The organism is Arthrobacter sp. Hb9-2 (assembly GCF_059091165.1).
Genome location: NZ_JBNHGJ010000034.1, coordinates 15,489 through 37,644, shown reverse-complemented (window position 1 = coordinate 37,644; position 22,156 = coordinate 15,489). Strand labels below are relative to the sequence as shown.

20 protein-coding genes are annotated in these 22,156 nt (G+C 63.7%); 13 read left to right on the top strand and 7 right to left on the bottom strand.

The window, feature by feature from the left end; all coding sequences use genetic code 11:
* Positions 1–37: 37 nt before the first annotated feature.
* From AC5RV1_RS17120 to AC5RV1_RS17095, 6 genes are all read left to right on the top strand, one after another.
* A complete protein-coding gene (locus tag AC5RV1_RS17120; protein ID WP_493995377.1) occupies positions 38–691 on the top strand; it encodes an SDR family NAD(P)-dependent oxidoreductase in 654 nt (217 codons plus the stop codon).
* A gap of 238 nt (positions 692–929) precedes the next feature.
* The gene (locus AC5RV1_RS17115) at positions 930–2,693 is read left to right on the top strand and encodes an ABC transporter family substrate-binding protein (RefSeq protein WP_493995376.1); all 1,764 of its coding nucleotides are present in this window, start codon (positions 930–932) and stop codon (positions 2,691–2,693) included.
* A 280-nt stretch (positions 2,694–2,973) separates the two neighbouring features.
* Positions 2,974–4,644, top strand: a complete 1,671-nt coding sequence (locus AC5RV1_RS17110; protein WP_493995375.1) for a peptide ABC transporter substrate-binding protein — start codon at positions 2,974–2,976, stop codon at positions 4,642–4,644.
* A gap of 129 nt (positions 4,645–4,773) precedes the next feature.
* Positions 4,774–5,703, top strand: a complete 930-nt coding sequence (locus tag AC5RV1_RS17105; RefSeq protein WP_256248407.1) for an ABC transporter permease — start codon at positions 4,774–4,776, stop codon at positions 5,701–5,703.
* Entirely contained in the window at positions 5,693–6,643 is a 951-nt protein-coding gene (locus AC5RV1_RS17100; protein ID WP_430225870.1) for an ABC transporter permease, read from the top strand. The genes AC5RV1_RS17105 and AC5RV1_RS17100 overlap by 11 nt, the downstream gene beginning before the upstream one ends.
* 11 nt (positions 6,644–6,654) lie before the next feature.
* The gene (locus AC5RV1_RS17095; protein WP_493946707.1) at positions 6,655–8,361 is read left to right on the top strand and encodes a dipeptide ABC transporter ATP-binding protein; all 1,707 of its coding nucleotides are present in this window, start codon (positions 6,655–6,657) and stop codon (positions 8,359–8,361) included.
* 9 nt (positions 8,362–8,370) lie between these two features.
* Here the strand turns inward: AC5RV1_RS17095 and AC5RV1_RS17090 are convergent, their stop codons facing one another.
* Positions 8,371–9,246 carry an SGNH/GDSL hydrolase family protein gene (locus AC5RV1_RS17090; RefSeq protein WP_493995374.1) on the bottom strand — a complete coding sequence of 292 codons (876 nt, stop codon included), beginning with the start codon at positions 9,244–9,246 and terminating at the stop codon, positions 8,371–8,373.
* A 270-nt stretch (positions 9,247–9,516) separates the two neighbouring features.
* Here AC5RV1_RS17090 and typA point away from each other — a divergent pair, with 270 nt between their 5' ends.
* Entirely contained in the window at positions 9,517–11,445 is a 1,929-nt protein-coding gene (typA, locus tag AC5RV1_RS17085) for a translational GTPase TypA (RefSeq protein WP_256248410.1), read from the top strand.
* A 104-nt stretch (positions 11,446–11,549) separates the two neighbouring features.
* On the opposite strand, the gene AC5RV1_RS17080 is transcribed toward typA, so the two are convergent.
* Positions 11,550–11,801: a putative acetyltransferase gene (locus AC5RV1_RS17080; RefSeq protein WP_493995373.1), complete on the bottom strand. Its 252-nt coding sequence runs from the start codon at positions 11,799–11,801 to the stop codon at positions 11,550–11,552.
* Positions 11,802–11,948: 147 nt separating this feature from the next.
* Here AC5RV1_RS17080 and fdxA point away from each other — a divergent pair, with 147 nt between their 5' ends.
* From fdxA to AC5RV1_RS17065, 3 genes are all read left to right on the top strand, one after another.
* Positions 11,949–12,275: a ferredoxin gene (fdxA, locus tag AC5RV1_RS17075; protein WP_050685972.1), complete on the top strand. Its 327-nt coding sequence runs from the start codon at positions 11,949–11,951 to the stop codon at positions 12,273–12,275.
* A 14-nt stretch (positions 12,276–12,289) separates the two neighbouring features.
* On the top strand, positions 12,290–13,438 hold the full coding sequence (gene dapC / locus AC5RV1_RS17070) for a succinyldiaminopimelate transaminase (protein WP_493995372.1): 1,149 nt from the start codon (positions 12,290–12,292) through the stop codon (positions 13,436–13,438).
* A 228-nt stretch (positions 13,439–13,666) separates the two neighbouring features.
* Positions 13,667–14,953 carry a citrate synthase gene (locus AC5RV1_RS17065; protein ID WP_163162134.1) on the top strand — a complete coding sequence of 429 codons (1,287 nt, stop codon included), beginning with the start codon at positions 13,667–13,669 and terminating at the stop codon, positions 14,951–14,953.
* 80 nt (positions 14,954–15,033) lie between these two features.
* On the opposite strand, the gene galE is transcribed toward AC5RV1_RS17065, so the two are convergent.
* Positions 15,034–16,047, bottom strand: coding sequence for a UDP-glucose 4-epimerase GalE (gene galE, locus AC5RV1_RS17060; protein WP_493946703.1), 1,014 nt, complete (start codon positions 16,045–16,047; stop codon positions 15,034–15,036).
* 128 nt (positions 16,048–16,175) lie between these two features.
* Between galE and AC5RV1_RS17055 the strand changes: the two genes are divergently transcribed.
* Positions 16,176–16,784, top strand: a complete 609-nt coding sequence (locus AC5RV1_RS17055; RefSeq protein ID WP_493995371.1) for a TetR/AcrR family transcriptional regulator — start codon at positions 16,176–16,178, stop codon at positions 16,782–16,784.
* A gap of 99 nt (positions 16,785–16,883) precedes the next feature.
* Positions 16,884–17,495 (top strand): hypothetical protein, encoded by a 612-nt coding sequence (locus AC5RV1_RS17050; RefSeq protein WP_493946701.1) that lies wholly within the window; start codon positions 16,884–16,886, stop codon positions 17,493–17,495.
* A gap of 14 nt (positions 17,496–17,509) precedes the next feature.
* Here AC5RV1_RS17050 and AC5RV1_RS17045 read toward each other — a convergent pair whose 3' ends face one another.
* Together AC5RV1_RS17045 and dapD are read right to left on the bottom strand one after the other, a co-directional pair.
* The gene (locus tag AC5RV1_RS17045; protein WP_493995370.1) at positions 17,510–18,367 is read right to left on the bottom strand and encodes a transglycosylase SLT domain-containing protein; all 858 of its coding nucleotides are present in this window, start codon (positions 18,365–18,367) and stop codon (positions 17,510–17,512) included.
* A 5-nt stretch (positions 18,368–18,372) separates the two neighbouring features.
* Positions 18,373–19,410 carry a 2,3,4,5-tetrahydropyridine-2,6-dicarboxylate N-succinyltransferase gene (gene dapD / locus AC5RV1_RS17040; protein WP_493995369.1) on the bottom strand — a complete coding sequence of 346 codons (1,038 nt, stop codon included), beginning with the start codon at positions 19,408–19,410 and terminating at the stop codon, positions 18,373–18,375.
* Positions 19,411–19,460: 50 nt separating this feature from the next.
* Here dapD and dapE point away from each other — a divergent pair, with 50 nt between their 5' ends.
* Positions 19,461–20,597 carry a succinyl-diaminopimelate desuccinylase gene (dapE, locus tag AC5RV1_RS17035; protein ID WP_493995368.1) on the top strand — a complete coding sequence of 379 codons (1,137 nt, stop codon included), beginning with the start codon at positions 19,461–19,463 and terminating at the stop codon, positions 20,595–20,597.
* Between the two features lie 53 nt (positions 20,598–20,650).
* Here dapE and AC5RV1_RS17030 read toward each other — a convergent pair whose 3' ends face one another.
* Together AC5RV1_RS17030 and AC5RV1_RS17025 are read right to left on the bottom strand one after the other, a co-directional pair.
* Positions 20,651–21,490, bottom strand: a complete 840-nt coding sequence (locus AC5RV1_RS17030) for an amino acid ABC transporter permease (RefSeq protein ID WP_493995367.1) — start codon at positions 21,488–21,490, stop codon at positions 20,651–20,653.
* The gene (locus AC5RV1_RS17025) at positions 21,487–22,137 is read right to left on the bottom strand and encodes an amino acid ABC transporter permease (protein WP_163162150.1); all 651 of its coding nucleotides are present in this window, start codon (positions 22,135–22,137) and stop codon (positions 21,487–21,489) included. Before AC5RV1_RS17025 ends, AC5RV1_RS17030 begins: the two co-directional genes overlap by 4 nt.
* Positions 22,138–22,156: the final 19 nt, after the last annotated feature.

Genomic DNA, 22,156 nt, shown 5'->3' with positions numbered 1-22,156 from the left:
GCTGGGCTACCTGCAGCACGTGACCTAGGATCTACCCATGACCACTCTTCAGGGTGCGGTCGTTCTGGTAGTCGGCGCCACCGGCGGACTCGGTTCGCGCATCGCCGCTCAGCTGGAGAGTAAAGGCGCCATCGTCGCTCGGTCGTCAAAGTCTGCTGGGCATGATCTGCGCGCACCGTCCGTGATCCAGGAGGTGCTGGACGATACGAATGCGCAGTACGGACGCCTCGACGGGCTGGTGGTTGCGTCCGGGGTCGTCGCCTTCGGCGCCGCATCAGACCTTGACCCCGCCACAGTGGACGAACTCTTCGCTGTGAACACGACCAGTCCGATCCAGCTCATCACTCAGAGCCAGCCCTACCTCGCGGCCTCGGCTCGTGAGGGCCGGGAGCCCTTCGTTGTCACACTGAGCGGCGTTGTCGCCGAGGCACCCGTCGCCGGTCTGGCGGCATACTCGGCGTCGAAGGCTGGGCTCGCGGCCTTCGTTGTCGCAGCGGCGCGCGAGTATCGCCGCGCGGGCATCCGAATTGTGGACGCCCGCCCAGGCCACACTGGCACCGCTCTGTCCGATCATCCGATCGCCGGGTCAGCGCCGAAGTTCGGTGCGGGGCTGGATCCGGACCTGGTTGCAGGGCGGATTATCACCGCGATCGTCGATGGCGAGAAGGATCTGCCCAGCACCGCCTTCTAGTCTCGGCCGAGCCCTTTAACGGAGCGCAAAAGAAGCTCATGGACCCCGAAGCCGTGGACCCGGAGAAACGGCGGGAGCACCGCCGTCGTGCTGTAGCCCTGCTGGGCCCAGGACAGGGGGCAACACGGCTGCTGCGGACGGCACCGGCAAACAAGGTGCCTCACGCACTATCCTGAGTACAGGGCGTGATCCTGCGAAGTCCAGGAGCCCCTCCCGCAGAAGGAAAACAGGAGGCGGCATGCCGCTCAGGCGTTTGATGCAGTTCATCACCGCAGCGGTAGCTGCAGCCGTAGTACTTTCGGGCTGCTCGGGCGGGGGAGGCCCCACTCCCGTGGTGGTGGGAGAGTCGAAACGGGGTGGCAGCGCCACCGTTGCCGAGGTCAACGCCTTCTCGTCCTTCAACCCGTACAGCACTGATGGCAACACGGACATCAACTCCAAGGTCGGGCACATCACGCACTCAGGGTTCTACTACCTGGATGACTCGTCCACCGTGGTGCGCAATGAAAAGTTCGGCCGCTTCGAAAAGGTGTCCGACCAGCCGCTCAAGGTGAGGTACACCGTGAACGAGGGCGTTACGTGGTCTGACGGCGAAGCGATCGACGCCGGCGACCTCCTGTTGAGCTGGGCTGCCGGCTCCGGATACTTCGACGACGCCGATCCCATCGCCGGAACCGGAACCACGTATTTTTCCACCGCCGCGGATACCAGCGGGCTGGCGGGAACCGTTCTGCCCGAGATCGGTGCGGACGGGCGTTCCATCACCCTTCAGTACGAGGTGCCGTACGCCGACTGGGAAGTAGCGTTCGACGTCGGCCTGCCGGCGCACGTTGTGGCCGCGAAAAGCGGCCTGAACGATGAGGAAGACCTCATCAACCTGGTCAAGGACTCACCTCGCGGGGACGTCGAAGAACCGGCGCTCAAGACGGCCCTGAAGCAGGTCAGCGACTTCTGGAACTCCGGATTCGACACCAAGGGTCTTCCCGATGACCCCTCGCTCTACCTCTCCAGCGGACCGTATATCGTCCGGGACATCGTCCCCGAGGTCTCCATGAGGCTGGTCCGCAACCGCGACTACGTCTGGGGCCAGGAACCGTGGCTTGATGAAATCAACATCCGGTTCACCGGCGCGTTGCCAGCTGCTTTGGATGCACTGCGGAACGGCCAGGCGGATATCATTTCGCCCCAGCCCTCTGGCGGCACCGACAATCTGTTCACGGGCCTCGTTGAACAGGGCATCACCGTTGCGCGTTATAACCAGTCCGGGTATGACCACCTGGACCTCAGCTTTTCCGGGCCCTTCGCCCGGGACGGCGTCCGGGAGGCGTTCCTGAAGACCGTTCCGCGGCAAGCCATTGTGGATGCCGTCGTCGGGGACCTGCTGCCGGATGCAAAGCCCCTCGACTCGCATGTGTTCCTGCCGGGACAGCCAAAATACGAAGACACCGCGAAGAACAACGGGTCCGCGAATTATGCCGAGGTGGACATCGAGGGTGCCAAAGCGCTCCTGGATGGTGAAACTCCCACCGTCCGGATCCTCTACAACCGCGATAACCCCAACCGCGCCCAGGCTTTTGCCCTGATCCGGGACTCTGCAGCCCTGGCCGGCTTCCAGGTTGTCGACGCCGGACAAGGCAACGCCGCTTGGGCCAGGGCCCTGGGCGGCGGCGGGTACGACGCAGCGCTGCTCGGCTGGATCGGCACCGGGGTGGGCGTCAGCCGCGTTCCGCAGATCTTCCGCACCGGCGCCGGTAGCAATTTCAACGGATTCTCGGACGGCGACGCCGACAAGGCGATGGAAGAACTCGCCGGGACCACTGACCTGGCCAAACAGGACGAGCTCCTCGCGGAAATCGATAAGCAGGTATGGGAGAACGCTTACGGCCTCCCGCTGTACCAGACCGTGGGCACAACAGCCTTCAGTGACCGGATTGCCGGCGTTAAGCCAAGCCCCGGCCCCTTGGGCGTCTGGTGGAATGTCTGGGACTGGCGGCTGGCCTAGAAGCCGCCTGAATGCCTTGCCGCATGCCACGTGGCAGGGTTCACATTACCGATTCGCAGTTACGCCTACCGGCGAGTAGCATGTGACTTGCACAACTTCCGTTGACCGACTAGGCGTTCAGTTCAAGCCGGTCACGGTTTGGCAACGGAGTACCAGCATCTGGACTTTGTGCGGTTAGGCTACTCGTATATGTAGGTTGCGTCACAGTTGAAAGCTGCGTCTCGCCTGCGGGGAAGCACAAGATTCCCCTCGTTTTCTCCCACAACTCATAGGAGGCGGAATGCGTTTTGCGCGCACTTCCAAAGCACTGGGCATCGTGGCAATCGCCGCACTCGCCCTGACCGGCTGCGGCGCTGGAGGCGGCAGCAATGACGGTGCCAGCCAGTCGGCCGGCGACCCCAATAAGGTCATCACCGCCTACAGCAACGAACCACAGAACCCGCTGCTGCCGGCAAACACCAACGAAGTTTATGGCGGCCGCGTCGTCGAACTTCTCTTCGAAGGCCTGACCAGCTATGACCCCAGTGGGCAGTCAGTCAACGCCCTGGCCGAGTCCATCGAATCCCCGGACGGCCAGAACTACACCATCAAGGTGAAGAGCGGCACCAAATTCACCAACGGTGAGGAAGTTACCGCCAAGAGCTTCGTCGACGCCTGGAACTTTGCTGCACTGAGCACCAATGCCCAGGCCAACAGCAGCTTCTTTGAGTCGATTGAGGGCTACGACGCTGTCAGCGCCACCAAGAAGGAAGGCGAGACCGAGGTCCCCGCCCCCACCTCCCAGACCCTTTCGGGCCTGGTCCTCAAGGACGACACGACCATTGAGGTCAAGCTGACCCAGCCTGAGGCCGACTGGCCGCTGCGCCTTGGCTACACCGCCTTTATGCCGCTTCCCTCCCAGGCGATCTCCGATCCGAAGGCCTACGGCGAGAACCCGGTAGGCAACGGTCCGTACAAGATGGCCAAGGAAGGCGCCTGGCAGCACGACAGCCAGATTGAACTCGTCAAAAACGAGGACTACGCCGGCCCCCGTGTAGCGAAGAACGGCGGCGTAACCTTCAAGTTCTACACCGATCCGGCTCCCGCCTACACCGACATCCAGGCCAACAACCTGGACGTTACCGACGTCCTTCCGACCAACGCCTTGAAGACGTACACCACGGACTTCCCGGAGAACCACCTGAACAAGCCGTACGCCGGCAACTCCACCCTGAACATCCCGGGCTACCTGCCCGAGTTCCAGGGCGAGGCAGGCAAGCTGCGCCGTCAGGCCATCTCCATGGCCATCAACCGTGACGAGATCACCAAGGTGATCTTCAGTGGCACCCGCATCCCGGCCAAGGACTTCACCTCCCCGGCAGTGGATGGCTACAACGACAACGTCGAGGGTTCCGAGGTCCTGAAGTTTGACGCGGCAAAGGCAAAGGAAGCCTGGGACAAGGCCAATGCCATCAGCCCCTGGCCCGCAGACAAGACCCTCCAGCTCGCCTACAACACTGACGGCGGCAACAAGGAATGGATCGACGCTGTTGCCAACAACCTGAAGAACAACCTGGGCATCCAGGCCGAGGGACAGCCGTTCGCCAAGTTCGCTGAAATCCTTGACCTTCGCAAGGCGCAGACCCTTCCCGGCTTCACCCGGGCAGGCTGGCAGGCCGACTACCCGTCGCTCTACAACTTCCTCGGCCCGCTCCTGAAGACCGGTGCCAGCGCCAACTACGAGGGCTACTCGAACCCCGAATTCGACAAGCTCCTCGACGAAGGACTGGGTGCCAAGTCCACGGACGACGCCAACGCAAAGTTCACCGAGGCCCAGGAGATCCTGTTCCAGGACCTGCCCAACCTCCCGCTGTGGTACTCCGCCCGCCAGGTCGTGTGGAGCCAGAACGTGACTAACGTGGACAGCGGCTGGAACGGTGTCATTCAGTACTACAACATCACCGCGAAGTAGTTCTGAGACCGTCCAACTCAACTAGCTAGTGGGGGCCCGGCAACAGCCGGGCCCCCATAGCCTTGATACCGGCAGGAAGCTGTCCCACATGAATTTCCCAACATCTCCAAAGTCCTCGGAGGGTCTGCTGTGATCCAGTTCATTCTCCGGCGGCTGCTCCAAGTCATCCCTGTTTTCCTGGGCACAACCCTGCTGGTGTACTTCATGGTGTTTGCCCTTCCAGGGGATCCCATCAGGGCACTCTTCGGAGACCGCCCGCCGAGCGAGGCTGTCATCGCGGCGCTCCGCCAGCAGTACAACCTCGACCAGCCGTTCTGGGTCCAGTACGGCCTGTTCCTCAAGAACCTCTTTACGTTCAACCTGGGCGTCGACTTCACCGGCCAGCCCATCGCGGCAACCCTTGGCCGGGTCTTCCCCGTCACCGTGATGCTCGCCATCGAAGCGCTGGTTATCCAGGCTGTGTTCGGCATCGGCTTCGGCCTCATCGCCGGCCTGCGCAAAGGCAAAATCTTCGATTCATCAGTGCTGCTCGCCTCGCTCGTTGTCATCGCCATTCCCATCTTCGTCCTCGGCTTCGTGCTGCAGCTGGTGTTCGGCGTATACCTTGGCTGGGCCAAACCCACGGTGGGCACGGACGTCAGCTGGGGTACTTTGCTGCTTCCGGCCTTCGCGCTGGCGCTGGTGTCCTTCGCCTACGTGCTCCGCCTCACCCGGGCATCGGTAATTGAAAACTCAACGGCTGATTACGTCCGTACCGCGACTGCAAAGGGGCTGTCCCGGCCGCGGGTAGTGATGGCGCACATCCTCCGCAACTCGATGATTCCCGTTGTTACGTACCTGGGCGCCAGCCTCGGTGGTTTGATGGGCGGCGCCATTGTTACCGAAGGCATCTTCAACGTTCCCGGCGTGGGGCAGAAGCTCTACCAGGCAATTCTCCGCAGCGAAGGCCCAACCGTCGTCGCCATCGTGAGTGTGCTGGTGCTGGTCTTCGTTATCGCCAACCTGCTGGTTGATTTGCTGTACGCCTGGCTTGATCCGAGGATTCGCTATGAAAAGTAACCAAGACACCACGCATTTCGTTGCCCCCATCGAGGAAACCCCTCTGCTGGCAACGGATGCTGTTAAGACGGACCAAGCCCCGCTGAGCCTGTGGGCAGACGCCTGGCGCAAGCTCCGCCGTCGTCCGCTGTTCATCGTCTCGGCAGTGATGATCCTGGTCATCCTGGTTGTGGCGTTCTTCCCAGGCCTGTTCACCCAGACGGCCCCCAACGACAACTGCCAGTTGGCCAACTCGGACGGCGCACCTTCCCCTGGCCACCCGTTCGGGTTCACCTTCCAGGGCTGCGACGTGTACGCCCGCGTCATCTACGGCACGCAGGCTTCCGTGATGGTTGGTGTCTTCGCCGTCATCGGTGTGCTCATCATCGGTGTGACCCTCGGCGCGCTTGCCGGTTTCTACGGCGGGTGGGTCGATTCCGTCATCGCCCGACTCGGCGATATCTTCTTCGCACTTCCGCTGGTGCTCGGCGCCCTGGTTGTCACCCAGTTGCCGTTCTTCCGCGAAAACAAGAGCGTGTGGACGGTCATCATGATCATCGTGCTGCTCGCGTGGCCGCAGATGGCACGGTTGACCCGCGGGGCGGTGATCGAAGTCCGGAATGCGGACTTCATCACGGCGGCCCGTTCGCTGGGCGTGTCCAGGATCCAGAGCCTTATCAAGCATGTCCTGCCCAACGCCCTTGCCCCCATCATCGTGCTGGCCACCATGGAACTCGGGGTGTTCATCGTGCTGGAGGCGACGTTGTCGTTCCTCGGCATTGGGCTCCCCGGCAGCATCATGTCCTGGGGCAATGACATCTCTGCGGCGCAGTCGTCCATCCGCACCAACCCAGCAGTACTGCTGTACCCGGCTGCCGCACTGTCCATCACCGTCCTGAGCTTCATCATGCTGGGCGACGCCCTGCGTGATGCTCTTGACCCGAAGAGCCGCCAGCGATGAAGGAGGCACACGTGACTACATCCGATGTCACTATCACTGAAGCCGGAATACCCGCAGACCGGCCGCTGCTGGAAATCCGCGACCTCGCCATCACGTTCAACACCAGCAACGGCGAAGTCAACGCTGTCCGGAACGCGCACCTGACCATCATGCCGGGTGAAACCGTGGCCATCGTGGGCGAGTCGGGGTCCGGAAAGTCGACCACCGCCCTGGCTGCCATTGGCTTGCTGCCCGGCAACGGGCGGGTCTCCGGCGGACAGATCCTGCTGGACGGCGAAGACATCTCGCACGCGCCCGAAAAGCGGATGATCGAACTGCGCGGCAACACCATCGGCATGGTGCCCCAGGACCCGATGTCCAACCTGAACCCGGTATGGAAGATCGGCTACCAGGTCAAGGAAACGCTGCAGGCGAACGGGCGTCCCAGTGGCCCCGAGGACATCGCCAAGGTCTTGTCCGAAGCCGGGCTGCCGGACTCCCACCGGCGCGCCAAGCAGTACCCCCACGAGTTCTCCGGCGGTATGCGCCAACGGGCCCTGATCGCGATCGGCCTGTCCTGCCAGCCCAGGCTGCTGATCGCTGATGAACCCACGTCAGCGCTGGACGTCACGGTGCAGCGGCAGATCCTGGACCACCTCGAAGGCATGACCTCCGAACTGGGCACAGCTGTCCTGCTGATCACCCACGACCTGGGCCTCGCGGCTGAACGCGCGGACAAGGTTGTGGTGATGTACCGCGGACAGGTAGTGGAGTCGGGGCCGTCGCTGGAGCTGCTGCAGAACCCGCAGCACCCCTACACCAAGCGGCTCGTTGAGTCTGCGCCCTCCTTGGCAAGCAGAAGGATCCAGGTTGCCAAGGAACAGGGCCTGGAAGCGGCCGATCTGCTCGCTCCGGCCGCGGAGGCACTTGCTGCCGACAACGTCCTGCAAATCCAGGACCTGCGGAAGGTGTACAAGCTTCGGCAGGGCCTGGGGAAATCATCGGACTTCGCGGCCGTGGACGGCGTAAGCTTCGACGTCCTCCGGGGAACCACGACGGCGATCGTGGGAGAGTCGGGCTCCGGCAAGTCCACCGTGGCCAAGATGGTGCTCCAGCTGGAGAAGCCCACCGACGGCAGGATCCTTTTCGACGGCGTGGACACCTCGCTGCTGAAGCCTTCGGAGCTGTTCAAGTTCCGGCGCCGGGTCCAGCCCATCTTCCAGGATCCCTACGGCTCCCTGGACCCCATGTACAACATCTTCCGGACCATCGAGGAGCCGTTGCGGGTCCACAAAATCGGGAACAAGGCCAGCCGGGAGAAAAAGGTCCGTGAACTGCTGGACCAGGTGGCGCTGCCGCAATCCACCATGCAGCGGTACCCGAATGAGCTCTCTGGCGGGCAGCGGCAGCGCGTCGCCATTGCGCGGGCACTCGCCCTGGATCCTGAAGTCATCATCTGTGATGAAGCAGTTTCCGCCCTCGACGTGCTGGTCCAGGCCCAGGTACTGAATCTGCTGGCAGACCTTCAGTCCAACCTTGGGCTGACCTACCTCTTCATCACCCACGACCTCGCGGTGGTGCGGCAGATCGCGGACCACGTCTGCGTGATGGAGAAGGGGCGTCTGGTGGAGACCGGATCAACGGACAACGTCTTCGACGCGCCGCAGCAGGAGTACACACAGGCACTGCTTAACGCCATCCCCGGCGCAAAGCTGATGCTGCCGCCGGAAGTCGCTTAGCAGCCCTTCCTATTCACCGGTTGGAGCCGGAGCCTGCTGGCTCCGGCTCCAACTGCTTTCACCCTGCCCCATTGCCGGCTTCCGCTCGAGGCCCAGGTCGCGCAGCCTGCGCTCCAGGAGCGCACCCAGGGCCTGCCGGCCGCTGGGATTCATGTGCACGGCGTCGGCGAGGTCCTTGGCCAGGCCGTACTTGGTGAGCCAGTCGCCCACGGAAACGAAGGGCAGGCCATGCGCGGCGGCCACCGATCCCAGCAAAGCATCAACTTCCGTGCGGCGGCCGCCCCCGTTATTTTCGCCCCGGGCCAGGGTTCCTATCATCGCCATCGGGGTTCCCGGATAGCGTGCCTGCAACTCTGCAATTAACCGGCCGGCATTGCCGGCGATCTGGCTGTCGGATGCCCCGCTGGCAGCGTCATTGCCGCCGCCCTGGATAACGATCAGCGCGGGGGTACCGGAAGGAATTAGCCAGTCACCCCGCAGGAGGGCGTCGATGTAGTTGCCTGTCTTCCCGTTGGCTGTCACGAATCCGGTGCCGCCCTTCCCGCCGAAGTACACCTTGTACCCCGCATCAGAGAGGCCTTGGCGGGGCCAGCCGTCTGCCGGTTCCGACTGCGAATCCCCGATCAGGAGGACGGTTTTGCTGATATCGGGGACAACGGCTTCGAACCGCCCATTAGCGGGGTTCAGGACGGGGAAGCCGGCACGCAACTGCCCGCCGGCTGCTCCTTCGGGACCGGCGGCCGCAGCGGCCGGGGGAGGATTTTCAAGGGCTTGCCCGGACAGGCCGCAGCCGGCGAGGGCCAGGACACCAGATAAGGCAATAACCGCGATGCCGCCGTACGCAGCAGAACGGGTCTGGGCCAACGCAGGCGGGGCTTTGCGCATCTGGTGTCTTTCGGGCTTGCACGGTCTGTCAGAGCAATCATGTGGCATGCCAACCTGTAAGGCCAGTGATATTGCCCACAATTTCTGGCGCGGCGCACCGCCGGGGCGCCCGGGGGTTCGCACGCCGCCGGAAAAATTTAGGCCAATAAATGGCACAGCGGCTAGACTTGGGGAAGGTGCCCTGTGCTAAGGGCCTGATCTGTCGTGCGTTCCAGTTGGAAATGTCGCGATACAACAGCTGACTTTCACCACTGAATCGAGCCATTACGCATGTCTGAAACCACCACCAACACCGCGGTAGCCACTGCATCCCGCAGTGACCTCCGCAACGTCGCGATTGTGGCCCACGTTGACCACGGCAAGACCACCCTGGTCGACGCCATGCTCAAGCAGACCAACTCCTTTGCCGAGCACAACCACCTCGAAGACCGCGTGATGGACTCCGGTGACCTCGAGCGCGAAAAGGGCATCACCATCCTGGCCAAGAACACCACGGTGGCCTACAACGGTCCGTCCTCCAACGGCCAGACCATCACCATCAACGTTATCGACACCCCCGGCCACGCCGACTTCGGCGGCGAGGTGGAGCGCGGCCTGTCCATGGTTGACGGCGTCGTCCTCCTCGTTGACGCTTCCGAAGGTCCGCTGCCGCAGACCCGCTTTGTGCTCCGCAAGGCTCTGGCCGCCCATCTGCCCGTCATCCTGCTGGTGAACAAGACGGACCGTCCCGATGCCCGCATTGAGGAAGTCGTCCACGAGTCCATGGACCTCCTCCTGGGCCTGGCCTCCGACCTGGCCGACGAAGTTCCGGATCTCGACCTGGACAAGATCCTTGAGGTTCCCGTTGTCTACGCTGCCGCCAAGGTTGGCCGCGCGTCCCTGGAGCAGCCCGCCGACGGCACCGCCCCGGAGAACGAGGACCTGGAGCCGCTCTTCAAGACCATCATTGAGCACATTCCGGCTCCCACCTACAACCCGGAAGGTGTGCTGCAGGCACACGTCACCAACCTGGACGCCTCGCCCTTCCTGGGCCGCCTGGCACTGCTGCGCATCTACAACGGCACCCTGCGCAAGGGCCAGACCGTTGCCTGGGCACGTGCCAACGGTGAGCTCAAGAACGTCAAGATCACTGAACTGCTGGCCACGAAGGCCCTGGACCGTGTTCCGGCCGAATCTGCCGGACCCGGTGAGATCGTCGCCGTCGCCGGTATTGAGGACATCACCATCGGTGAGACCCTGACCGACGCCGAGAACCCGCAGCCGCTGCCGCTGATCACCGTGGACGATCCCGCGATCTCCATGACCATCGGCATCAACACCTCGCCGCTGGCCGGCAAGGTCAAGGGCGCCAAGGTCACGGCCCGCCAGGTGAAGGACCGCCTGGACAAGGAACTGATCGGTAACGTCTCCATCAAGGTTCTCCCCACCGAGCGTCCCGACGCCTGGGAAGTACAGGGCCGTGGCGAGCTGGCCCTGGCCATCCTCGTTGAGCAGATGCGCCGCGAAGGCTTCGAGCTGACCGTGGGCAAGCCGCAGGTTGTCACCAAGACCATCGACGGCAAGATCCACGAGCCCATGGAGCACATGACCATTGACGTGCCCGAAGAGTACCTCGGCGCCGTCACGCAGCTCATGGCCGCACGCAAGGGCCGCATGACCAACATGGCCAACCACGGCACCGGTTGGTGCCGGATGGAATTCATCGTTCCCGCCCGTGGCCTGATCGGCTTCCGCACTAAGTTCCTCACGGACACCCGCGGCGCCGGCATCGCAGCCTCGATCTCAGAGGGCTACGAGCCGTGGGCCGGCCCTATCGAGTACCGCACCAACGGTTCCATGGTCGCCGACCGCGCCGGTGTTGTAACGCCGTTCGCCATGATCAACCTCCAGGAGCGCGGTTCCTTCTTCGTGAAGCCCACCTCTGAGGTTTACGAGGGCATGATTGTCGGCGAGAACTCCCGCGCAGACGACATGGACGTCAACATCACCAAGGAAAAGAAGCTCACCAACATGCGTGCAGCCTCCTCCGACACCTTCGAGAACCTGACGCCCCCGCGCGACCTCACCCTCGAAGAGTGCCTCGAATTCGCCCGTGAGGACGAATGCGTCGAGGTGACCCCGGAGTCCATCCGCATCCGCAAGGTGATCCTGGACACCAACGAGCGCGCCAAGGCCAACCGCGCCCGCGCGAAGGTCTAGCAACAACGGCCTGAGGGCCAATGAAACTGCCGGGACGGCAGGCGGATTTCCCGCCGTCGTCCCGGCTTTTTCTTTGCCTCCTGCGGGGTGGGCGCAGCCGGCCCTTATGGCGCGGCTTGCCGGCGCAAGCGCGGCTCCGGTGCCGGTGGGACTTCCTTGGCTGCGACGACCTCGTCCAGGGGGATGACGACGTCGGCCTGCCGCGTACGGACGGTGCAGGCACCGGCGTCGCACATCACCAGGTGCCCCAAGGCGTCCGTGAAGCCGCCGTCGATGCGGTAGCGCACCACCACCCGGGTGCCAGGCGCGGCGGCGGCAAGGAATCCGGCAGGTGTGGGGGCGGGCAGGTTCACCACTTCATACTAAAGGGCTTCACACAAGGCCACCGGCTAGGTTCGCGGGAACGGGCCGGGAGATAATAGGCTCAGATGTCAGGGTCCGGCCATAGTTGCCGGATGCAAGAACCGGCGGGTTGCCGGAACCAACGTGGAGAGGCCAGGGACGTGACGTACGTAATCGCGCAGCCGTGTGTAGATGTCAAGGACAAGGCATGTATTGAGGAATGCCCCGTCGACTGCATCTACGAAGGTGAGCGTTCGCTGTACATCCATCCGGACGAATGCGTCGACTGCGGGGCATGCGAGCCCGTCTGCCCCGTCGAGGCCATCTACTACGAGGATGACACCCCGGATGAGTGGGCCGACTACTACAAGGCCAACGTGGAGTTCTTTGACGACCTCGGTTCTCCCGGCGGAGCCGCCAAGGTCGGCAACACCGGCAAGGACCACCCCATGATCGCCGCGCTGCCGCCGCAGAACCAAGACCACTGACGCAGGCAGGATTGGTGACCGCAGCAGTGAATACGTTCGGCCTTGACCTGCCCGACTACCCGTGGGAGGCCATGGCGCCGTATCTCGCCACGGCTTCCGCGCATCCGGACGGAGCGGTCAATCTGTCCATCGGCACGCCGGTGGATCCCACTCCAGCCTTGATCCAGGACGCCTTGAAGGCCGCCGCGGATGCCCCCGGGTACCCTACCGTCCACGGCACTCCCGCACTCCGGGAAGCCATCGCCGGATGGTTTGTGCGCCGCCGCGGCGTGGCCGGTCTTGATCCCCGTAACATCATGCCGACGGTGGGCTCCAAGGAACTCGTGGCCTGGCTGCCGCTGTTGCTGGGTCTGAGGCCAGGCGACGTCGTCGTGCGCCCCAAGGTTGCCTACCCCACATACGATATCGGTGCCACCCTCGCTGGCGTTACCTCCGTTGCAACCGACAACCTGGACGAGCTCGACGACGCCACCCGCTCCCGCGTCCGGCTGATCTGGGTCAATTCACCCGGCAACCCGACCGGCAGCGTGCGGGGAATCGACTCTTTGAAGGCGCTGGTGGCGCAGGCCCGGGACATCGGCGCAGTAGTGGCCTCCGACGAATGCTATGCCGAACTTGGCTGGGGCGACTGGGACGTCCAGCGCGGCGGCCATGCAGTTCCGAGCATCCTTGACCCCCGGGTTGCGGGCGGATCCCACCAGGGCCTGCTTGCTGTGTACTCGCTGAGCAAGCAATCCAACGTGGCAGGCTACCGGGCGGCGTTTGTGGCCGGTGATCCGGACCTGATGCCCAACCTGGTGAACAGCCGCAAACACGCGGGCATGATCGTGCCCTATCCGGTGCAGGAGGCCATGCGGGTGGCACTGGGCGACGACACACACGTTGAAGCCCAGAAGGACCTGTACCGCGGACGCCGCGAACGGCTGGTTCCGGCGCTGCTGGGCTTTGGGCTGGAAATCAAGGAATCCGACGCCGGGTTGTACCTCTGGTCGACGGCGGGGGAGGGAACCTGGGACACTGTGGCGCGTTTGGCAGAGCGCGGCATCGTGGTGGGCCCCGGCGTCTTCTACGGCGAGGCCGGCAACGGCTATATCCGGGTCGCCCTCACCGGAACCGACGAACGGATCGACGCCGCTGTCGCCCGGCTGGCCGCCACATCGTAACAATGCTGTGACTCGCGCCACATCGGGCTGGTTTTAGGCCACTTTTGAACGTCGCGGATTAGTGGCACCCGCCAAGGAGCGGTAGCTTTTTAAGTGACTATCAATGGTGGCTTTCTACAAGAAGGCAGCCCGGGTGTTGGAACCTGTGTTCTCAGGCTTCGTGCGCGGCTCACCTGATGTTGGATCAAGCTTTCGACAGAGGCCCAGACGCCTCATGAAGGGGACTCCATGACTGAGACCAACAATGCTGCGACCCTGCACCACGCAGGAGGCGAGCTCAAGCTGCCGCGCATCCAGGTTGTTGAAGGAAACGAGGGCTACGACGTTTCCAAACTGCTGAAGCAGACGGGCGCAGTCACCTTTGACCCCGGCTTCATGAACACAGCAGCCACAACTTCGGCTATCACCTACATCGACGGCGATGCGGGCATCCTGCGTTACCGCGGATACCCCATCGAGCAGCTGGCACAGCACTCCAGCTTCCTTGAGGTGTCCTACCTGCTGATCTATGGCAACCTGCCCACTCCCACCGAACTGGACGAATTCGACCAGAAGATCCGCCGGCACACGCTGCTGCACGAAGAGCTCAAGGGCTTCTTCGGCGGGTTCCCCCGCGACGCGCACCCCATGCCCGTCCTGTCCTCGGCCGTTTCCGCGCTGTCCACGTTCTACCAGGACTCACTGGATCCCTTCAACGCCGAGCAGGTGGAAGTTTCCACCATCCGCCTGATGGCAAAGCTCCCGGTTATCGCGGCCTATGCCCACAAGAAGTCCATCGGCCAGCCCATGCTGTACCCGGACAACTCGCACAACCTCGTGGAGAACTTCCTCCGTCTCAGCTTCGGCCTTCCGGCCGAGCAGTACGAGGTGGACCCGGTTGTCGCGAAGGCCCTGGACCTGCTGCTCATCCTGCACGCGGACCACGAGCAGAACTGCTCCACCTCCACCGTGCGCCTGGTGGGGTCCTCCAACGCCAACCTGTTCGCGTCCGTCTCAGCCGGCATCAATGCGTTGTTCGGGCCTGCCCATGGTGGCGCCAACGAGGCTGTGCTGAAGATGCTCCGCCAGATCCAGGCCGAGGGCACCAAGCCCGAGGACTACATGGAGAAGGTCAAGAACAAGGAAGACGGCGTCCGGCTTATGGGCTTCGGGCACCGCGTGTACAAGAACTACGATCCGCGCGCCAAGATCGTCAAGGCCACCGCCCACGAGATCCTCACCAAGCTCGGCGGCAACGATGAACTGCTGGACATCGCGCTGCGCCTGGAAGAGAAGGCGCTGAACGATGACTACTTCATCCAGCGCAAGCTCTACCCCAACGTGGACTTCTACACCGGCCTCATTTACAAGGCCATGGGCTTCCCCGAGAAGATGTTTACGGTGCTCTTCGCCATCGGCCGCCTCCCCGGCTGGATCGCGCAGTGGCGCGAAATGATCAGCGACCCGAACACCAAGATCGGCCGCCCGCGGCAGCTCTACATCGGCGAGCCGGAGCGCGACTACCCCGTCCGCTGACATAGCAGCCTGAATTACGACGGCGGCCGCCCACCTCCAGGAGGTGGGCGGCCGCTTTCTTGTAATGGGACCACGTTGCCTCAGGAGTTGTAGCCCTGGGGGTTGTTTTTCTGCCAGCGCCAGTGGTCCTCGCACATTTCATCCACTGTCTTGGTGGTGGACCAGCTGAGGTCTGCCAAGGCGGAGGTGGCGTCGGCCCAGAACGCCGGCAGGTCGCCGGCGCGGCGGCCCGTGATTTCGTACGGGATTGGCTTGCCCACTGCCTTCTCGAAGGAGCGCAGGACCTCCAGCACCGAGGAGCCCTTGCCGGAACCGAGGTTCCAGCGGAAGACGCCGGCGCGGTCCGCCACGTGGTTCAGTGCGGCCACGTGGCCTTCAGCGAGGTCGACGACGTGGATGTAGTCGCGCAGGCAGGTGCCGTCCGGGGTGTCATAGTCGCCGCCGAAGACCATAAGCTTTTCGCGCCGGCCTACCGCTACCTGGGCGATGAACGGCACCAGGTTGTTCGGGATACCCTGGGGATCCTCGCCTATCCGTCCGGAGGGGTGGGCTCCCACAGGGTTGAAGTAGCGCAGCAGGGCTATATGCCAGCGGCTGTCCGCTGAACCCAGGTCCGAGAGGATGTCCTCGATCTGTTCCTTGGTGCGGCCGTAAGGGTTGTTGGCCCCGATCTCCATCTTTTCCACGTAGGGGATGGGGTTATGCTCGCCGTAGACGGTGGCTGAGGAGCTGAAGACGATGGAGCGGACGTTGTGCCGGTCCATGACCCGGATGAGGTTCAGGGTGCCCACCAGGTTGTTGTAATAGTAGTTGAGCGGCTCGCGCACTGACTCGCCCACGGCCTTCAGCCCGGCGAAGTGGATCACCGCGTCGATGGTGTCGCCGGCAAACACTTTTTCCACGGCGGCCTCGTCCACGAGGTCGACGTTGTGGAACTCCGCTGTCTTGCCGGTGAGTTCCGCAACCCGCCGGAGCGACTCTTCGCTGGAGTTCACGAGGTTGTCGATGACCACCACATCATGGCCGGCTTCCTGCAGGGACAGAACAGTGTGGGACCCGATGTAGCCGGTTCCCCCTGTGACCAGTATTTTCATGCCTCCAACGCTATCCCAACTGGGCGGGCTGCCGCCGATGTGTCCCGGATAACGGGCAGCAGGCCGGGGTTTACGGAACTGGCGGCGGGCCGGATTCTCTATTCAGCACAGATGTGTTAAAAAATGGAGTGCCTAAAATTGTCAATGCCGAAGCCCGGCGCCAGGACGTGGTTGAAGCGGTCTGGCGGATCATCGCAGTGGACGGGCTGGAAAAGGCGTCGCTCCGGGAAGTGGCAGACGAGGCGGGGCTGGCCGTGGGGTCCGTAAGGCACTACTTCGCGGGAAGCGAGGAGCTGCTCACGCATTCCTTTGCGACCGTCGTCGACCGTATCGTTGCCAGGCTGGTTGAAGCCCTGCCCGCCTTGGAGAAGAACCCGCCCGCAAGCCCTGAACACCGGGAAGCGGTTTTAACACTCTTGGGCGAACTGCTGCCGCTGGATGAACGGCGGGCTGTGGAGGCCTGTGTCTGGATGGCCTTTCGGAACGCCGCCAGGATCAGACCCTTCCTTGCAGCGGAGGCAGATCGCAGCCACCGGGAAGTCGCGGCCTTGATGGGACGCACCATCACCACCCTGATGCCCGCCGGTGAACCCGAGGAAGCACTGGTGGTGGAGGCTGAAAGACTCCTGGCGACCCTCGACGGACTATGTATGCATGCCCTGCTCCAGCCGGCCTGGATGACGGCCGGCATCTGCAGGGAGGTGTTGGAGCGGCACCTTGACGGGCTTGCGGCGTGACTGCCGTTAACGTCATCGAACATGGGGAATAGACTGATAACCGGGGGCGTGACACCGGATCAACAGGCCCGGTCACAACGCGCCAGGGAAGGATTTCGGATGCACCAAACAGGCGGTTCCGGCTGGCAGATCACCACCGACACGTCCGGACCGATGATGATCGCCCTGTACGTCCGCGATGCAGCCGGGCTGGACGGCGCCGGCCATCCGGCCCTGTCGCATGCCGCGCCCAAAATCCGCCCTGCAGACCATTCCCACCTCACTGCCGATGTTGGTGGCCTGAGCGGGCTTAAGACGGAGTGGGAGGCCTGGTGGGCGCAGTTACTGAAGGCCCATCCCCAGACGTCGCCGGAACTGTCGCCGCCTGATTTTGAGGCCTTTGGCAATTCGCCGGCGCTGCAGCGTGTACTGCAGGCGCACTTCGGCTCTGCCCTCACCTGGGCGCGGGAGCGCAGGAGCGAATACGCCGAGCTGGAAGCAGAGCGGGCTGCCATCGGTACAGACCAGCTGCTGGAGGACATGGTTGATGACAGGCTGTTGGAGGTAGGGCGGGACGCCCGCGACTTCAAGTTGACCATCATCGAGCTGCCTCTGAATGAGCAGCGGGCCTGGTACCTCGAGCCGGACAAAATCATCATGAGCCACGAGCTGATGGGCCAGCCCGAGCTGTTCCGCAGCTATGTCCAACCGGTGGTGGAGATCCTGGCTTAGGACGGCCAGCCGGTTCAGCCCTCGACGCCAACCGGTGACACAGTGATCCGGACCTGGCCGTCAGAGCCTGATGATTCCTGCCAGCCGTTCCGCTGTCCACGGTCCCAGGTCCGTCCAGCCACCTGTACCTGCGTCACTTCATACCCCTTGGCGTTTGCCACGGCCCACTGGGCAACCGACCAGGCCTGGCTGCCGGTGGCTTCCACCACCAGCGTCTGGCCTTCCACAGCCGTGGCCAACGGCCCGTAGGCCTGGGCCAGTCCCGCCGAAACGGCGCCAGGGTCTCCGGCAGCCGATGCGGAGCGGAGTGTGCATTGAACGGCTTCGGGCGTCTGGCCGGACAGTCCGGAGGCAAAAAAGCGCCCCATCTGCTCATGCTGCGCATAGGCGGTGGGGAAAGCGGACCGCTGGACCCGCTGCGCCGCTTCGGTGATCTCCATCGACTCATAGCCCGAGATTTGGACCAAAGCGTCGTAAAAGGCGTTTGCTGCATAGTACGGGTCCATGACCTGCGCCTCGCTGCCCCAGCCCTGGGACGGGCGCTGCTGGAACAGCCCCCGCGAATCAGGGCCTGCCTGGTCTCCGTGGTCGATGTTTCGCAGCTTGGACTCCTGCATTGCGGTGGCCAGCGCTATGGTCGCGGCCCGCGGCGGGAGCCCCCGCTGGACAGCGACGGCGGTGATCAGGGAAGCGTATACCGCCTGGTCGGGTGCCAGCTCTGCCGTTCCTCCGCCCACGACGGCGATGCAGCGTTCCGAAACAAGGGTTTCGGAACGCTGCACAAAAAACACCGCCGCATAGACGCCGCCGATCACCAGTGCGAGGGTGAGCAGCAGCACCAGGAGCCTGCGCAGGCCTCGGCTTCGTGCCATAGGGATCAGTTGGCGTGCAGGGCGTCGTTCAGTTCCACGGTCTGGCCCGCACGGGGAAGGACCTCCACAGCACCGTTGGTGGAGTTGCGGCGGAACAGCAGGTTGGGGACGCCGGAGAGCTCCGCGGCCTTAACGATCTTGGTGGTGTCTTCGCCCACCTCGTCCTTGGGACCAGGTACGCGCACCCGGGTTCCTGCCGTGACATAGAGACCGGCTTCCACCACCGAGTCGTCGCCGATGCTGATGCCGACGCCGGAGTTCGCGCCGAGCAGTACGCGCTCACCGATGGTGATCTTCTCTTTGCCGCCGCCGGACAGCGTGCCCATGATGGACGCTCCGCCGCCGACGTCGCTGCCGTCACCGGTCACTACACCCGCGGAAATCCGGCCTTCGACCATGGAAGTGCCCAGCGTGCCCGCGTTGAAATTGACGAAGCCTTCGTGCATGACCGTAGTGCCTTCGGCGAGGTGTGCACCCAGGCGCACGCGGTCGGCGTCGGCGATCCTGACGCCCGTGGGGACCACGTAGTCCACCATGCGGGGGAACTTGTCGATGCCGTACACGGTGACTGCCCCGCGCCGGCGCAGCCGGGCGCGGGTCAGTTCGAAGCCCTCCACCGCGGCGGGTCCGAAGTTGGTCCACACAACGTTCGGCAGCTTGCCGAAGATGCCGTCCAGGTTGATGGTGTTCGGCCGGACCAGGCGGTGCGAGAGCAGGTGCAGGCGAAGGTAGGCGTCCGCGGTGTCGGCCGGGGCTTCATCGAGGTTGATCTGCACAAAGACCACCTTCTGCTCCGTGCCGCGGTCCTCATCGGTGCCGGCTTCGGCGATCCGGGTGAGAACGTCATCCGCGTTCTCCACTGCACGCAGGTTTTCGGCGGCTACACCCAGGGCCGGGGCCGGGAACCAGACGTCCAGGACGGTGGCATCATCTGCGTTGCCCTTGGCGGACGCAATGGTGGCCACGCCGAAGCCGTAGGCGGAGCGTTCTTCGGTGGGGGCGTTCTGGGTTTCGGGCACAGCGGAGGAAGCAGTTTCAGTCATGGCCCCAGTCTATCGATGGCGGGGGACCTGCTCCGAACTAGACTGGCTCCGTGACTGCCGAAACCGCCCCCGGACCTTCCACCCTTCCGCTCGACCTGCGCCAGGACGTTGCGCTCCTGACCGCCGCCATCATGGACATCAACAGCGTGTCCGGAAATGAGACCGCGTTGGCCGATGCCGTGGAAGCGGCCCTGCTGACCATTCCGGGCCTGCACGTTGTCCGCGACGGCGACTCGATCATTGCCCGCACGGAGCTGGGGAACGCCGAACGCGTCATCCTGGCAGGCCACCTCGATACCGTTCCGCTGCCCCTGACTGAAGGGTCCAGGGGTACGGTTCCATCCAGCTGGGAATCCGGGGTGCCCGGGGAGGGCGTGCTGTACGGCCGCGGTGCCACCGACATGAAGGGCGGCGTCGCGGTTCAGCTGGCGCTTGCCGCCACAATGTTCGACGGCGGGGCGGCGCCCAAGCGGGACGTCACCTTTGTTTTCTACGACCACGAGGAAGTGGAGGCCGTGAAGAGCGGCCTGGGCCGGCTGGTGCGCAACCATGGCAACCTGCTTGGCGGCGACTTCGCCATCCTGCTGGAACCGACCGACGGCACGGTGGAGGGCGGCTGCAACGGGACAAGCCGGTTTGAGGCAACAACAGTGGGCGAGGCAGCGCACTCGGCCCGGGCATGGATGGGCAGCAACGCCATCCATGCAGCGGCACCCATCCTGGCCAGGCTGGCGGCCTACGAACCTGGCACTGTCAACGTGGACGGGCTGGAATACCGCGAGAGCCTCAACGCGGTAAAAATCAACGGTGGCACCGCCGGCAATGTTATTCCAGACCGGTGCGTGGTGGAGATCAACTACCGCTTTGCACCGGACAAGACCCCCGACCAGGCAGAAGCGGTGGTGCGGGAACTTCTTAAAGGCTTCGACGTCGTCCGCACCGACGCTGCCGCCGGTGCACGCCCGGGGCTCCAGCACCCCGCGGCCGCTTCCTTCGTTGCCGCCGTCGGAGCCGAGCCAAAGCCCAAATACGGCTGGACCGACGTCGCGCGGTTCAGTGCACTGGGGATCCCGGCGGTGAACTTCGGGCCGGGGGATGCCCTGCTGGCCCATAAGGACAACGAGCACGTCCATGCCGACGCCATTCGTAAGTGCCTGCACGCGCTGCAGGACTGGCTGGCAGCCTGACTTAAATGGCAGTGGCCCGGACCAAAGGTCCGGGCCACTGTTGCAGGAAGGTATCAGGGGACGGGTGCTTCGGCTTTTTCGGGTTCGGCCTTGGCCACGCCGCCTGCCGCCTTCTTGGATCCGCGGCGCTCGATCCACACTGCGATGCGTGAAACGCAGATGTTGATGGCAATGTAGATCGCCGCTGCCACGAAGAAGATGGGGAACAGGAACTGTGTACCCAGGAAGTCAGCCATCACCTGCACGGCACGCAGCAGCTCGCCGTACGCCACGATATAGCCGAGTGAAGTGTCCTTCAGGAGGACCACCATCTGGGCTACGAGCGAGGGCATCATGCGCCGGATGGCCTGCGGCAGCTCGATCAGCATGCGGGACTTGAAGCTGGTCAGGCCAATGGCCAGGCCGGCTTCCCGCTGCCCCTTGGGAAGCGACTGGATGCCCGCACGGATGATTTCCGCGAACACTGCCGAGTTGTAAAGCACCAGGCCGGTGACAACGGCAATGAACGGCGAGGTTCCGAACCCCAGCAGGATGAAGAGCATCATCAGGACTACCGGCATGCCGCGGAGGAACTCCAGCAGCACCCGGACAGGGACGCGGATGAAGGCTGCATCCGAGATGCGCAACAGGCACAGCAGGAGGCCGAGCGGGAAGGCGATCACTGCTGCCAAAGCCGCGGCGCTGAGGGTTGCGCTCAATCCGTTGCCCAGGAGTGTCCACACGTCTGCACGGGTGAAGATGGCCCACCGGCGCCCTTCAAAAATGCCCTGCTGGGCAAAGGTCATGATGATCCAGGCAAGCAGGCCCAGGATCAGCAGGGAACCGACGATCGAACCAATCAGGGATATCCGCCGGGCCTTCGGGCCGGGAACGTCATAAAGTACCGAGGTCATCGGGCAATCGCCACCTTTCGTTCCACCGTGCTGGCGAGGATGCCCAGCGGAACGGTGAGGAGCAGATAGAAGAACGCAACGCCCAGCAGCACGGGGATCACGGCGTCACCGTTGGCGTTGGCCAACTGGCGGCCGTAGCCGAACAGTTCCAGGACGAAGAACGCGCCGGCCACCGAAGAGTTCTTTACCAAAGCGATCAGGATGTTGATCAACGGCGGGACCACCGTCCGAAGGGCCTGCGGGAGGATGATGAGGTTCAGGACCTGCCCGAAGTTCATGCCGATGCTGCGGGCGGCTTCGGCCTGGCCAACGGGAACACTGTTGACACCCGAGCGGACAGCTTCGGCGATGAACGCTGCGGTGTAGGTACTGAGGGCAATGATGGCTGCAACCTCAAACTGCTCGAAGGTAACGCCGAGCCGGGGGAGAACGATCGCTGCGAAGAAGAAGGCGATGGTCAGCGGGGTGTTCCGGAGAACCTCCACGTAGACCATGCTGAACCCGCGGAGTGCTGCTACGGGGGAGACCCTGGCTGCCGCCAGCAGCGTGCCAAGAACCAGGGCGATGACTCCGGAAACGGCGGAAAGGAAAAGCGTGCGGAGAAAACCGTTCCAGTACAGGGGCAGGTTTTCAAGAATGACGTCCATAAAATCCTTTGGATGTGGG

Coding starts and splice junctions, on each gene's coding strand:
- AC5RV1_RS17025 (WP_163162150.1), bottom strand. CDS start 22,137: ATGGACGTCATTCTTGAAAACCTGCCCCTGTACTGGAACGGTTTTCTC.
- AC5RV1_RS17110 (WP_493995375.1), top strand. CDS start 2,974: ATGCGTTTTGCGCGCACTTCCAAAGCACTGGGCATCGTGGCAATCGCC.
- AC5RV1_RS17045 (WP_493995370.1), bottom strand. CDS start 18,367: ATGGCACGAAGCCGAGGCCTGCGCAGGCTCCTGGTGCTGCTGCTCACC.
- AC5RV1_RS17065 (WP_163162134.1), top strand. CDS start 13,667: ATGACTGAGACCAACAATGCTGCGACCCTGCACCACGCAGGAGGCGAG.
- AC5RV1_RS17115 (WP_493995376.1), top strand. CDS start 930: ATGCCGCTCAGGCGTTTGATGCAGTTCATCACCGCAGCGGTAGCTGCA.
- AC5RV1_RS17030 (WP_493995367.1), bottom strand. CDS start 21,490: ATGACCTCGGTACTTTATGACGTTCCCGGCCCGAAGGCCCGGCGGATA.
- AC5RV1_RS17100 (WP_430225870.1), top strand. CDS start 5,693: ATGAAAAGTAACCAAGACACCACGCATTTCGTTGCCCCCATCGAGGAA.
- AC5RV1_RS17050 (WP_493946701.1), top strand. CDS start 16,884: ATGCACCAAACAGGCGGTTCCGGCTGGCAGATCACCACCGACACGTCC.
- AC5RV1_RS17090 (WP_493995374.1), bottom strand. CDS start 9,246: ATGCGCAAAGCCCCGCCTGCGTTGGCCCAGACCCGTTCTGCTGCGTAC.
- galE (WP_493946703.1), bottom strand. CDS start 16,047: ATGAAAATACTGGTCACAGGGGGAACCGGCTACATCGGGTCCCACACT.
- dapD (WP_493995369.1), bottom strand. CDS start 19,410: ATGACTGAAACTGCTTCCTCCGCTGTGCCCGAAACCCAGAACGCCCCC.
- AC5RV1_RS17120 (WP_493995377.1), top strand. CDS start 38: ATGACCACTCTTCAGGGTGCGGTCGTTCTGGTAGTCGGCGCCACCGGC.
- typA (WP_256248410.1), top strand. CDS start 9,517: ATGTCTGAAACCACCACCAACACCGCGGTAGCCACTGCATCCCGCAGT.